Origin of the sequence: Micromonospora sp. NPDC048909 (assembly GCF_040649635.1) — a bacterium.
Classification (GTDB): domain Bacteria; phylum Actinomycetota; class Actinomycetes; order Mycobacteriales; family Micromonosporaceae; genus Micromonospora.
Window position 1 is genome coordinate 362665 of record NZ_JBEZFU010000005.1, and the last position, 12919, is coordinate 375583.

Consider the following 12919-nt stretch of genomic DNA (forward strand, 5'->3'; position numbering starts at 1 on the left):
ACCAGGCGCGGAGGCGCTACCGAGTACGATCAGAACCAGACCGACTCGTTCACGAGGAGAGGACCACGTGGCACCTGGCGACGACGCCCGGACGGCGACCGAGGGCCGGCGGACCATGTTCGCCGCCGAGCGCCGGCAACGCATCCTCGAGCTGATGCATGCCAACGGGGCGGTCTCGCTCCGGGACATCGCCCAGGCCGTGCAGTCCTCCGAGGTCACCGTCCGGCGTGATCTGCGGATCCTGGAAGCCGACGGGCTGCTCAACCGCCATCACGGCGGCGCCACCCTGCCCGGCGCGCTGGCCACCCTGCCCGGCGCGCTCTCCCGCGAGCCGACGTACGCCCAGAAGGCCCAGCTCGCCGCCACCGAGAAGGCCGCGATCGCCGAGCTGGCGGCCTCCCTCGTCGAGGACGGGGACGCCATCGTCGTCGGCGCCGGCACCACCACGCAGCTCTTCGCCCAGCAGCTCACCCGGCACGCCGAGCTCGCCGTGGTGACCAATTCCCTGCTGGTGGCCCAGGCGCTCGCCAACGCGCCGCGGGTCGAGGTCGTCCTCACCGGCGGCACGCTGCGCGGCGCCATCCTCGCGCTGGTCGGCAGCGCCGCCGAGCGCTCGCTCGCCGGTCTGCGGGTGCGTCGCGCCTTCATCTCCGGCAACGGGCTCACCGCCGAACGTGGCGTCTCCACGCCGAACATGCAGGTGGCCAGCGTCGACCGGGCCCTCGCCGCGGCGGCCGAGGAGATCGTCGTACTGGCCGACCACACCAAGATCGGAGTCGACACCATGGTGCAGACCGTCCCCACCGACGAGATCGACCACCTCGTGACCGACGACGCCGCCCCGCACGACGTGCTCGACGAGCTGGCCAACCGGGCCGTCCGGCTGCACGTCGCCCGACCCTGACGTCTTTACCTTTCCACCCGCCGTACGCAATCATTCGCCTCAATCGGCTCGCCGGTCGCTGCGAGGAGGCACCGTGGCAGGCACGAGCACCGTCATCGAAGCCGCCGGCGTCGTCCGGGACTTCCCCGGCACACGCGCGCTCGACCACGTCTCGTTCACGCTTCGCCGGGGCGAGGTGCACGCCGTCCTCGGTGAGAACGGCGCCGGCAAGTCGACGCTGGTCAAGGTGCTCTGCGGCATCGATCCACCGGACGCCGGGCTACTCCGGCTGTGCGGAGCGCCGGTACGGTTCGGCTCGCCCCGGGACGCCGAGCGCGCCGGGATTGGCGCCGTCCACCAGGAGGCCAACCTCGTTCCGCAGATGAGCGTCGCCCGCAACCTGTTCCTCGGCCACGAACCGCGCCGGCTCGGCCTGATCAGCGTCGCGGCGATGAACACCCGGGCGAGCGACATCATGACCGGCTGCGGCCTGCGGATCGACGTACGCCAGCCCCTCGAGTCGTTCGACGGCGGGATCCGTCAGCTGGTCGCGGTGGCCCGCGCGGTCGCCATGGGTACGTCGGTGATCGTGCTTGACGAGCCCACGGCCGGTCTGGACGACGAGCAGGTCGACCGGCTGCTCACCATGCTCGACACGCTGCGGGCCCGGGGCCGGTCGATCGTCTACGTCAGCCACCGCCTCGCCGAGATCGAGCGGATCTGCGACCGCGCGACCGTGCTGCGCGACGGCCGCGTGGTGCACACCGGCCCGCTCGCCGGCCTCGACCGGATGCGGCTCGTGTCGCTGATGCTCGGCCGCCGGGTGACGCTCGGGACGCCCAGCCCCGGAGGCGTGGCCACCGAGCCGGCCGACCCGCCGATCCTGCAGGCCACCGGTCTCACCCGTCGCCACGTGCTCGGTGGCGTGTCGATCAACCTGCGGCCGGGTGAGGTGGTCGGCCTCAGCGGGTTGCTGGGCGCCGGCCGCAGCGAGACGGCGAAGGCGATCGCCGGCGCCATGCCGCTGGACGCCGGTCAGGTGACGGTCTCCGGCGCCCGGCTGCGCCAGCGCTCGATCGCCGGCGCCGTCCGCGCCGGCGTCGGTCTGCTGCCGCAGAACCGAACGACCGAGGGCATCATCGCCTCGCTGTCGGTACGCGACAACATCGCGCTCGCCGCGCTCCCCCGGCTCTCCCGCGCCGGCATCGTCTCCGACGCCCGCCTCGACCGGATCGTCGACACCTTCATGCGCCGGCTACGGATCAAGGCGACCAGCCCGGGCCAGCCGGTCGGTGAACTCTCCGGCGGCAACCAGCAGAAGGTGCTGCTGGCCCGCTGGCTCGCCACCCACCCGCGGGTGTTGATGCTCGACGAGCCCACCCGGGGCATCGACATCGGCACCAAGTCCGAGGTGCGGTCCCTCATCGACGACCTGGCGGTGGACGGGCTCGCGGTGATGCTGATCTCCTCCGATCTGGAGGAGCTCGTCGGTTCCTGTGACCGCGTCCTGGTGCTGCGGGACGGGGCCGTCGCCGGGCAGCTGACCGGCCCCGACGTCACCGAGAAGAACATCATGGCGCTGCTCGCGGCGAGCTGAGCACCGCGGTCACTAGGCTGTAGCGATGCAGCGGGCGGTGTGCTGGAGCGACCTCGATGGCTGACGCCGACGATGTGCGTCGGCTGGCGCTGGCGCTGCCGGACGTGGTCGAGATCGACAGTGCGGGCTTCGACTTCCGGGTCGCCGACAAAGGGTTCGTCTGGTCCTACCCGGAACGCAGGCCCGGCGCTGCGCGCCGCATCCGCACCGACATCGCCGTGCTCTACGTCGGCGACGAAGCCGAGAAGCAGGCCCTGCTCCTCGGCGAGCCCGAGGTCTTCTTCACCACTCCCGCCTATGACGGGCTGCCCCTGGTGATGCTGCGGTTGACGCAGGTGAGCGTCGAGCGTCTGACGGAGCTCGTCACCGACGCGTGGCGCATGCGCGTCCCGGGCGGTTGACGCAGGCCCCTGGCTCAACGGCTCAGCGCGGTCTCCCGTTCCACCCGCGACAGCTTCTCCGGATTGCGGACGTAGTAGAGCCCGGTGACGAGGCCGTCGTCGATGCGCAGGGCCACGACGCCGTCGATCTCCCCGTTGAGCCGCATGATCAGAGCCGGGCAGCCGTTGACCTGTACCGGTTCGAGCGACGCCTCGCCACCGACCCGGCCCACGCCGGCGGCCAACAGGCGGGCCACCTTGTCGGCCCCCACGACGGGCCGCGGCACCGCCTGCTTGACCCCGCCGCCGTCGCTCAGGGCGACCACGTCCGGCGCCAGGATGTCGAGCAGGCCCTGCAGGTCGCCCGTCTCGACCGCCCGCTGGAAGGCCTTGAGCGCCGCCCGCGTCTCGGCCGGAGAGACCACGTCGCGCGGGCGGCGGGCGGCGACATGCGCCCGCGCCCGATGGGCGATCTGCCGGACCGCGGCGGGGCTCTTGTCGACAGCTTCCGCGATCTCGTCGTACCCGAGGTCGAACACCTCGCGCAGCACGAACACCGCCCGCTCGGTCGGCGCGAGCGTCTCCAGCACCAGCAGCATCGCCATCGAGACGCTGTCGGCGAGCGCGACGTCCTCGGCCACGTCGGGCGCGGTCAGCAGCGGCTCGGGCAACCAGGGGCCGACGTAGGTCTCCTTGCGGCGGCCGAGCGTACGCAGCCGGGTGAGCGCCTGCCGGGTGGTGATCCGGACCAGGTAGGCACGCTGGTCCCGCACCGCGTCGAGGTCGACGCCCGCCCAGCGCAGCCAGGTCTCCTGCAGGACGTCCTCCGCGTCCGCCGCCGAGCCGAGCAGCTCGTAGGCGACGGTGAAGAGCAGGTTGCGATGGGCGACGAACACCGCGGTGGCGGGGTCCGGGCGGCGGTCCGCGCTCATAGCCCCACCGCGCTCTGCGTGCTGGCCATGCTGGCTCCCGTCTCATCGTTCCCGAGCGTGTCACCCACCAGACGCCGGCCCGCGCCGTCCTGTGACACGAGTCGGCGGAGAAGAGGCGATCATCACCCACTCGCTCGGTCGGCAGCGGGTGGCCGGCCGATTCACGGCGTAGCCCTGCTTGACCTTGACACCGTGACAAGGTCTTCACTGTGCCGAGGAGGTGGTCCGGATGACCAGGCCAGAGGGGGACACGATCGCGATGCGAGCTCTCCAGGGGCTGGAGAACGGCAGCTCGTCCGTACGGCTGCAGGCAGCGCTGGCGGTCGGCACGGCACCTGACCCGCGGTTCATCGACAAGCTCGTCGAGCGGTGCGCGATCGAGCCCGACTTCTACGTGCGCGAGATGCTCACCTGGGCACTCACCCGCCACTCACCGTCGATGACGGTCCCGAAGCTCGTCGGCGAACTGCGCTCCGAGCGTACGCAGGCACGAAGCCAGGCGTTGCACACGCTGTCCAAGATCGGGGATCGGGAGGCGTGGCCGGCGATCACCCGGGCGCTGCTGACCGACGCCGACGACGAGGTGGCGCGGAGCGCCTGGCGAGCAGCGGTCGCACTGGTGCCCGAAGGCGAAGAAGCCGAGTTGGCCGCGGTGCTGGCGAACCAGCTCGGGCGCGGCGAGCGTACGACGCAGTTGAGTCTCAGCCGGGCGCTGATCGCGCTCGGTGAGGTGATCATGCCGGCCCTCTGCGCGGCCAAGACGGATGTCGACCCTCGCCGGCGTCAGCACGCGATCGCCACGGAACGGCTGTTGCGCGACCCGGATTCCGGGTTCGAGCTCGCGATCGAGGAGGCGAAGCGCGTCGTAGCCCTCGGCAGGACCGCCCAGGAGGGGTGATACGCAGTGTTGATCGGTGATGTGGCACGACGGTCCGGGGTCAGCGCCCGCATGCTGCGGCATTACGACTCGCTCGGCCTGGTGCGGCCGACGGGCCGCACCGAGGGTGGCTATCGCGAGTACTCCAGCGAGGACATCCGGCGGATCTTCCATATCGAGAGCCTGCGGTCATTGGGGCTGTCGCTGCGTGAAGTCGGGCGCGCGCTGGATGATCCCGGCTTCACCCCCTCGGAGCTCGTCGACGACCTGATCCGCCAGACGCGAGAACGCATCGCCGGGGAGATGGAGTTGCTCACCCGACTCCGTCGGATCGGTGCCGCGGAGCCCGTCGGCTGGGAGGACGTCCTCCAGACCGTCGCGCTACTGCAGGCCCTGGGGTCGGAGAGCGCCGGGAAGCGGCAGCGCGCGGCCTTGTCCTCGGTCGAACGGGTTCCGGTGCCGGTGGAGGCTCTGGTCGAGGCAGCGTTGAGCGAGACGGACCCGAACGTCGCCGGAGCTCTTCGATGGGCTCTGGCCCAATCGGGCGACGGCGGATTGGCGCTGTTGGCGGAGGGCCTCGGCTCACCCGTGGCCGAGGTGCGGGAACGTGCCGTCCGGTCCATCGCCGAGATTCCGGACGGCGCGGCGACCGCACTGCTGCGCGACGCCCTCACGAGACCCGACCTCGTGGTCCGCAGGCATGCGGCGCTGGCGCTCGGGGCACGTGGAGTAGTCGAGGCGGTCCCGACGCTCATCGACATGATCGTCGAGGAGACGAATGACGTGGATGCAGCCGATGCGCTGGGCGCGCTGGCGAGTGATCCCACGTCGGCGGATCAGATCGCCACTCGGCTCGTCGACCGCCTCGCCCACGACACTGAATCGTCTGCACGTCGACGGCTGACCCAGGCGCTCGCGGACATCCCGGGGGGCACGGCGTCACGCGCCCTGGCAGATCTGTCCCACGACGAAGATCGTGCCGTCGCGCTTACCGCGGCCTACATTCTCAACCTGCGCAGCGCGCGATAACGGTTGGAGCTGGCGTCTCGCGACCGCTGGCGCTCGCTACTCTTCCGGCACACCCGGACCGACCTCGCCGCGCCTGAGGTGCTCGGCGTTGCGGTCGGCTTCGCTGTCGGCGTTCTCGGCTCCGGCGCCCGGGTCTCTGGTTCGCCGTCCCTCGGCGTCCTGATACAGCGCACCGGTCTCGAGCGCTTCCTCCTGCCGCTGCTGACTCTGCTCGGGGTTCGTCACAACCGCCCCATTACCCCGCGGCCGCACCAGCAAACGAATCACTCGCGCGACTCGCCACCGCGACTGAGGCCCTCGACGTCCCGTCGAGATCGTCAGTCGGTTGGCCCGCGACGCACGCCTGGGACGGCAGGCCACGCGACCCGCCGGCGCAGCCGCCGCATCCACCCGGGCGCACCCCACCGCGTTGTGCGGGTTCGGATGGGTCGCTGGCCCGCCCGCTCCGCCGTGGGGCCGGCGCGCCCGAGCAGCCGGATCAGCAGCCAGCAGAACACCGCCAGCGTGCCGAACAACGCGACCGTCACGATCCGCCAGGGCATGCTGTTGACCTGCAACATCTCCGGCAGGAGCGCGGCGACCCCGGCCACCGCGGTGATCGAGAAGAGCCACTGGAGCCGCTGCTGGAACAGCGCCGTCTGCAGCCCGAAGAGCTGGCTCAGATTAGTGCGGAGCAGTTCCAGACGCTGCCGGGCGGCCGCCAGGTGCCGGGTCACCCGCAGCCCTTCGATCAGGAAGGTGGCGACCGCGATCCGCACCGGATCCCGGTACATCAGGTCCACGTTGCCGACCTCGGCCAGGCCCCGGGCGAGTTGCAGTTGCACCCGCGCGAGTTGGGTGATGCGAGCGCCGAGGGAGTGCCCGGGCCCGACGAGTTCGTCGCGGTCGTTCGGGTCAACCCCCACCCAGAGCTGGCAGAAGAACCACTGCGCATGGATCTGCCCGTACATGTCCTGAACCAGCCGCAGGGCCGCGGCGCCGCCCTCGACTCCGTCGTGCAGGACGGCCACCGTCGACCATCCAGTGGTGCGCACCACCAGGCCGCGTAGCCGCAGCGGCCCCTCGTCAGTCGCCGCCCCGGTGGCCTCCGGGAGGGTGGCGAGCCGCAGCAGCGACTCGACGACGGGCGCGCCTTCGTCCGGCTCGGGACCGCGCAGCACGAAGAACTGCCGCATGTTCTGGAAGGGGTAGCACCGCTCGCGCGGCTCGAATCCGGCCGAGCCCTGGAGGATTCCGCGGATCGCCTGGACGTAGGCCGAGACCGTCAGCCCACCCGGGTCGGGCGTCTCGGCCTCGACCGTGCGCAGGTGCCCCGCCAGGTTCGACGGGAAGGTGTCCAGGTCACGCAGGTAGCGGAAGTAGTCGAGGGTGTTCTCGTGGACGAGGTCGTCGTAGAACCGGCAGATGTCCTCGGTGCTCACCGGTGGCTCCGGTGCGGCGAACCTCAGGTCCACCGAGAGCACCCCGAGCGCCGGGTAGATCACGACCTGCGTGCTGGTGTCCCACGTGGTGCGACCGATCCGCACCGCCGACGTACCGAGGGAGAGTTGCAGCACCGGCGGATGGGTGGCGAGGTACGAGATGTTGTAAGCCCGGGTCTCCTCGTGCTCGACCACGTCGACCGTGACAGCGCCCAACCGGGCCAGCAGCGGGATCACCGGCTCCATGTCCTGCACCGTGCCACCGAGGTCGAACTTGACGGGCACGTAGATGTGATCGATGTCGAGGCTCACTGGATCATTGTCACCGCCGGCCCGATCCGGTTGTGCCCCGTCCGTGCCGCCTCCTAGATGGACTCGCACGACCTCTGTTGTGGATCGGGCGGGTTTGCTGCGACTATTGGTAAAGAGTCATTACAGTTAGTCCGGGTATCGCCGCAAGACTCGCAACTTGCTTAATTCGCTTAAGTCCGATATTGACACAAGATCCGGACAGACATAGCGTGTCATCGATCGTTGCGCCCCGTCTCGACACCCCAGCGCGACGACAACCGAGAGGACGCGCCATGATCGCCCGTACCCGCAGCACCGTGACCCGAAGATTGGCCCAGTTCCTCGCGCTCTGCCTGGCACTGGCGACCGTCTTCGCCCTGCCCGCCCACGGCAGCGCCCGGGCCGCGGCCCCGGCCTTCAACGTGATCGCCTTCTACAACGGCACCTGGGACGCTGCCCACATCAGCTTCGTTCGCGAAGCCAACCAGTGGTTCCCGCAGCGGGCCGCGGAGTACAACTTCTCCTACACCGCCACCAACGACTGGAGCCGGCTGAACACCGCCAACCTCGCCCAGTACCAGGTGGTGATCTTCCTCGACGACCTGCCGCCGGCCGCCCAGCGTCCCGCCTTCGAGCAGTACATGCGCGGCGGTGGTGCCTGGCTCGGCTTCCACGTCTCGGCGTACACCGACAACCCGGGCGGCTGGGACTGGTACCACAACCAGTTCCTCGGCACCGGCGCGTTCCAGACCAACACCTGGGGACCGACCACCGCCACGCTGCGGGTCGAGAACCGCACCCACCCGTCAACCGTCCGGCTGCCCGCCACCTTCACCTCGTCGGTGAGCGAGTGGTACAGCTGGAGCCGCGACCTGCGGACCAACCCGAGCATCAACATCCTGGCCTCGGTCGACCCGAGCAGCTTCCCGCTGGGCACCGACCCGAACCAGACCTGGTACAGCGGCTACTACCCCATCATCTGGACCAACACCAACTACAAGATGCTGTACGCGAACTTCGGCCACAACGCCATGGACTACGCCAACAACGTGCCGTTGTCGTCCACGTTTGCCAGTGAGGTGCAGAACCGCTTCGTCATCGACGGGCTGCTCTGGCTCGGCGGCGGTGGTGGCACCACTCCCCCGCCCACCGACCCGATCTCCCCGACCGCCTGGTACAGCCTGGTCAACCGGGGCAACGGCAAGTGCGTCGACGCCCGCGCCGCCGGCACCGCCAACGGCACCGCGATCCAGCAGTACGCCTGCAACGCCAGCTTCGCCCAGCAGTACCAGTTCCAGCCCACCAGCGGCGGCTACGTCCGGGTGAACAACCGCAACAACAGCGCCCGGGCGCTCGACGTGACGAACGTGTCCACCGCCGACAACGCGCCGATCCAGCTCTGGACCTACAGCGGCGGCAACAACCAGCAGTGGCAGGCGGTACCGGAGACCGGCGGCTACTATCGGCTGGTCAACCGGCTCAGCGGCAAGTGCCTGGACGTGCCGGGTGGCTCCACCGCCGACAGCGTCCAACTGGTGCAGTACGCCTGCAACGGCACGGCCGCCCAGTCGTTCCGCCTGCAACTGCGGTAACCCCGACACCGATCGGGCAGGTCGCCGGGCGCCGTGCGCGCGTCCGGCGACCTGCGTCCGTCGCCGCCTGCCGGCCTGGGTCCGTGGCCCGCCCGCCCGGCCGGGGCGGGTCGCGTACACCCGGCGTTCCGGCGGTGGCCACGTCCAATTGATCATGGATTCGGGTGCGCTTCGTAGCGTCCCGACCATGACTGTCCTTCCCGCACCATCGCCGCTCGGGCGCGCCGCGACGAGGCTCGTCGCCACGCGTACCCGGGCCGCAGCCGTCATCGCCGCGCTCGCCGTCACCGGCGGCGCCGCCGCGGTGGCCATCGCGACCTCGGCGCCCGCCGCCGCCGAACCGGGCAACGTCGTGGTCTCGGAGAACTTCTCCTAGGGGTCGCTGCCGGCCGGGTGGAACGCGGTCGACGGCGCCTGGAAGGTCGAGAACGGCCGGCTGTACGGGACCTCGGCCAGCTCGAGCGCGAACAACAAGATCACCTTCGGTCGGCACCTGAACGACTTCCGGCTCGAGGCGACCATGCGGTTCGAGTCGGTCTCCGCCGCGACCCGCTGGGCGTCGCTCGGCATCGACGTCCCGGCCGACGGCGCCACCCCGTGGTGGATCGCCACCATGCGCAGCGGCACCACCGCCGCCAACGGACTCGAGTTCGCCCAGCGGACCACGGCCAACGCCTGGGTGGTGACCAACACCGCCTCCGCCCCGTACGCCGCCGGCACCGGCCGCGATGTCCGGGTCGCCGTCGAGGTGCACGGCAACCAGGCTCGCTGGATCTTCGACGGCCGGGAGGCCATGCGTACCAACAGCCTCCAGCGCTCCGCCGCCGGCGTCCAGGCGCTCTTCGTCAACGGCGCCACCGTCTCGTACGACGACGTCACCGTCACCGAACTGCCGCCCAACGGCTACATCCGCCCCGAGGGCAGCCCGTTCACGGTCATCGCGCACCGCGGCGCGTCCGCCGCCGCGCCGGAGAACACCCTGGTCGCGCAGGAGATCGCGCGCAAGGGTGGCGCCGACTGGATCGAGAACGACGTCCAGCCGAGCAAGGACGGAGTTCCGTTCATCCTGCACGACGGCACCGTCGACCGAACCACCGACGGAACCGGCAACATCCGCGACCTGACCGCCGCGCAGATCAAGGCGCTCGACGCCGGCTCCTGGTTCGGCCCGCACTACGTCGGCGAGCGGGTGCCGACCCTGGCCGAGCAGCTCGCCGACCTGCGCACCCGCGGCGGCAGCCTGCTGCTGGAGATCAAGGGCAAGCACACCAGGGACGAGGTCGCGACGATCATCCAGGTGATCCGCGACGAGCAGATGATGGGCCGGGTCTTCGTCCAGAGCTTCGAGGTCGACGCCCTGAAGTACACATACGAACTCGCCCCCGAGCTGCCGCTCGGCCTGCTGCGCAGCAGCCTCGACGCCGACCCGGTGGCGATCGCCAGGGAGCTGCACCTGACCGCCTACAACCCGGATGGCAACGCGCTGCTGGCAAAGCCGGAGGTGGTCGCCCCGCTGCACGCCGCCGGGGTCGCCGTGATGGCCTGGACGATGGACTCCGCCGGCCTGTGGCAGCGGCTGGAGCGGATCGGCACCGACGCGATCATCACCAACCGAGCGTCCGAGCTGGTCGGGTGGAACTCCGCGTTCATGCAGCGGGCCTCCACCGACCCGACCGTGGAGATCACGTCGCCGGCCGACGGGGCTCGCCTCGACCGGGCCCAGTCCCCGGTGATCGCGGTCGCCGCAACCAACGCGGACACCGTCACCGTCACCCTCGACGGCAAGAAGTCGGCCGCGGGCCGCAAGCTCGACCTGGGCAGGCTGACTGCGGGCAGGCACACCATCCGCGCCGAGGTCACCGGCCCGGAGGGCACCGCGATCGCGACCAGCACCTTCACCGTGACGGTGAGCCAGGCCGGCCTCGGCTACCTGATCCTCACCTCCGGCGCCGAGGCCGCCGCGATCAACGCGATGACCGTGAAGCTCGCCCACGCCCAGTACGCCGAACTGGCCAACTACGTCGACCGGCAGGCCGGCAAGCTGGTGCCGGTCGAGGTCGCCAGCGTCATCGCCGCCGACGCCCGGACCCTCGCGCTGAAGTAGCCCGTCGGACCACTATGGAGTCCCCGCCGTCCGCCGGACGGCGGGGACTCCCATTCCCGACTGCCGTACCCAGAGCCATGCCGTACCCACCGAATGTGAGTCGGTGTTCTACAATCGACGCCGTCCTGCGAGGCGTTCGGAGACGCTGCGATCTCCACGTTCCCGGGGGCTACTCGGGGGAGGCGCGCATGGACAGCGGGGCTCTGGGCAAGGGGTCGATTCCCGGGCAGATCCGTGGCCGCGCCGTGAGCGTCGTGGACGGAAGCCGGCTGGGCGGATGACCGACGAATCACTGGTCGCGGATGTCACGTCCACCCGGGAGGTGTGGACCGGTTCCTCGCTCGCCGACGGCGTCGAGGGGCTCGTGGACGCGATCCGCAGCGAGGGCTGGGTCGACGACCTGCTCGCCGGGGCGGCCTTCGGCCTGGATGTCGTGGCCACGGTGCTCGACCCGTTCAGCGCGTTGCTGGCCAACGGTCTCGGCTGGGCGATGGAGTACTTCGAGCCACTGCGGGAGATGCTCGACTGGCTGACCGGCATGCCCGACGTGGTCGCCTCGCACGCGGCGACGTGGGACAACATGGCTACCCACCTGCAGCGGATGGCAGCTGATCTGCAGGCACATCTGGCCGGGGACGTGCCGGACTGGCAGGGGCACGCCGCCCAGGCGTACCAGTCGCTGATGGTGAACAACGTCGACGCGATCGCCGGCCTGGGCGGGACGGCCGCCGCGATGGGGGCCGCCACCCAGGCCGCGGGCAACCTGGTCTCCTTCACCCGCGACATCGTCCGTGACCTCATCGCGGACCTGGTCGCGCGCGTGGTCGTGTGGGCCGTCGAGGCGATCTTCGTGGTCACCATCCCGGTGATCGCCGTGCAGATCGCCGCCGCCGTGCTCAAGTGGGCGGGCCGGATCCTGAGCTACACCACCGCCCTGGTCACCAGCCTCACCAACCTCTCCAAGCTCATCAACGGCTGACTGGGGGGATCGTGGCGAAGCCCAAGGGACCGCACGGCGACGGTGGTGACGGGAGCGACGGCGGCGACGGCGGAGTGCCGCGCCCCCGGAGAAGCCGCAGCGGCAAGTCCACCACCATCGCCGAGGGCCACCAGGCCATCGCCGAGGCCGCCGCGGACGGCCGGCCCGGCGGACCGGGCTCCCGCGACGGCAAGCCCACCGATTCGCAGGGTGACGGCTCGGACTCGCGGCGCGCACAGAACGACCCCGAGTTGGGCAAGCGCGAGGACGCCAGCGTGGCGGAGATCGAGAAGGCGCGCAACGAGGTCGCCCCGCGACTGCAGGAGATGGTCGACGAGGCGTGGGACCACGTCGACCAGAACAAGGACGCGATTCTGCAACGGGAGGGCTACCAGCGGCAGCGCGAGGAGCTCATCGCGAAGGGCTACCCCGACGAGGTGGCGGACCTGATCGTGGAGCGGACGGCGATGGGCACCGAAGCCCACCGCCACCTCGCCAACGCTATCGACGCCGAGGCGGACAGCATGTTCACCCCGGAATCGGGTTTCCGGCTGCGCGCCGAGGTCGGCTTCGACGCCGACGGCGTCGAGACTCCGAAGGTACGCGACCAGGACTTCCGGCCGGACGTCATCCTCGAGCGGCAGTACAAGGACCCCGTGACCGGTGACCTCGATTGGGAGGTCGCGCACGCCTACGACCTCAAGACCGGTCTGAAGACCGGCATCGCCCCGAGCTGGTCCAACAACGTGCAGACGACGCTGGATCTGCCCAGCGCACCGGAGGAGCTACGCCCGACGAAGCGACCGTTGGGCGGATAGACTCACCCGGTCCCGG

The 12919-nt window shown here is 70.5% G+C and carries 13 protein-coding genes; 10 read left to right on the forward strand and 3 right to left on the reverse strand.

Going from position 1 to position 12919, the window contains the following annotated elements; all coding sequences use genetic code 11:
- Positions 1–67 precede the first annotated feature (67 nt).
- The 3 genes from AB0C04_RS16595 to AB0C04_RS16605 all read left to right on the forward strand — a co-directional run bounded on the left by AB0C04_RS16595 (position 68) and on the right by AB0C04_RS16605 (position 2881).
- Positions 68–904, forward strand: coding sequence for a DeoR/GlpR family DNA-binding transcription regulator (locus AB0C04_RS16595; RefSeq protein ID WP_357054651.1), 837 nt, complete (start codon positions 68–70; stop codon positions 902–904).
- Between the two features lie 73 nt (positions 905–977).
- Complete coding sequence (locus tag AB0C04_RS16600) at positions 978–2480, forward strand: sugar ABC transporter ATP-binding protein (protein WP_357054654.1); 1503 nt, start codon at positions 978–980, stop codon at positions 2478–2480.
- Between the two features lie 56 nt (positions 2481–2536).
- The gene (locus tag AB0C04_RS16605; RefSeq protein ID WP_357054657.1) at positions 2537–2881 is read left to right on the forward strand and encodes an MmcQ/YjbR family DNA-binding protein; all 345 of its coding nucleotides are present in this window, start codon (positions 2537–2539) and stop codon (positions 2879–2881) included.
- A gap of 14 nt (positions 2882–2895) precedes the next feature.
- On the opposite strand, the gene AB0C04_RS16610 is transcribed toward AB0C04_RS16605, so the two are convergent.
- Positions 2896–3792, reverse strand: coding sequence for an RNA polymerase sigma-70 factor (locus AB0C04_RS16610; RefSeq protein ID WP_357054660.1), 897 nt, complete (start codon positions 3790–3792; stop codon positions 2896–2898).
- A 229-nt stretch (positions 3793–4021) separates the two neighbouring features.
- Between AB0C04_RS16610 and AB0C04_RS16615 the strand changes: the two genes are divergently transcribed.
- Both AB0C04_RS16615 and AB0C04_RS16620 read left to right on the forward strand, forming a co-directional pair.
- Positions 4022–4690, forward strand: coding sequence for a HEAT repeat domain-containing protein (locus AB0C04_RS16615; protein WP_357054663.1), 669 nt, complete (start codon positions 4022–4024; stop codon positions 4688–4690).
- A gap of 6 nt (positions 4691–4696) precedes the next feature.
- Positions 4697–5698 carry a HEAT repeat domain-containing protein gene (locus tag AB0C04_RS16620; protein WP_357054666.1) on the forward strand — a complete coding sequence of 334 codons (1002 nt, stop codon included), beginning with the start codon at positions 4697–4699 and terminating at the stop codon, positions 5696–5698.
- 36 nt (positions 5699–5734) lie between these two features.
- On the opposite strand, the gene AB0C04_RS16625 is transcribed toward AB0C04_RS16620, so the two are convergent.
- Positions 5735–5923: a ribonuclease gene (locus AB0C04_RS16625; protein WP_357054669.1), complete on the reverse strand. Its 189-nt coding sequence runs from the start codon at positions 5921–5923 to the stop codon at positions 5735–5737.
- 92 nt (positions 5924–6015) lie between these two features.
- Positions 6016–7431 carry a hypothetical protein gene (locus AB0C04_RS16630; protein WP_357054672.1) on the reverse strand — a complete coding sequence of 472 codons (1416 nt, stop codon included), beginning with the start codon at positions 7429–7431 and terminating at the stop codon, positions 6016–6018.
- 272 nt (positions 7432–7703) lie between these two features.
- On the opposite strand from AB0C04_RS16630, the gene AB0C04_RS16635 reads away from it, so the two are divergent.
- The 5 genes from AB0C04_RS16635 (at position 7704) to AB0C04_RS16655 (ending at position 12903) form a co-directional block, all read left to right on the forward strand.
- Positions 7704–9002, forward strand: a complete 1299-nt coding sequence (locus AB0C04_RS16635) for an RICIN domain-containing protein (protein WP_357054675.1) — start codon at positions 7704–7706, stop codon at positions 9000–9002.
- A 187-nt stretch (positions 9003–9189) separates the two neighbouring features.
- Positions 9190–9378: a hypothetical protein gene (locus AB0C04_RS16640; protein WP_357054678.1), complete on the forward strand. Its 189-nt coding sequence runs from the start codon at positions 9190–9192 to the stop codon at positions 9376–9378.
- Between the two features lie 144 nt (positions 9379–9522).
- Positions 9523–11106 carry a glycerophosphodiester phosphodiesterase family protein gene (locus AB0C04_RS16645; RefSeq protein ID WP_357054681.1) on the forward strand — a complete coding sequence of 528 codons (1584 nt, stop codon included), beginning with the start codon at positions 9523–9525 and terminating at the stop codon, positions 11104–11106.
- 277 nt (positions 11107–11383) lie between these two features.
- Complete coding sequence (locus AB0C04_RS16650) at positions 11384–12085, forward strand: hypothetical protein (RefSeq protein WP_357054684.1); 702 nt, start codon at positions 11384–11386, stop codon at positions 12083–12085.
- An 11-nt stretch (positions 12086–12096) separates the two neighbouring features.
- Complete coding sequence (locus AB0C04_RS16655) at positions 12097–12903, forward strand: hypothetical protein (RefSeq protein ID WP_357054687.1); 807 nt, start codon at positions 12097–12099, stop codon at positions 12901–12903.
- Positions 12904–12919 lie beyond the last annotated feature (16 nt).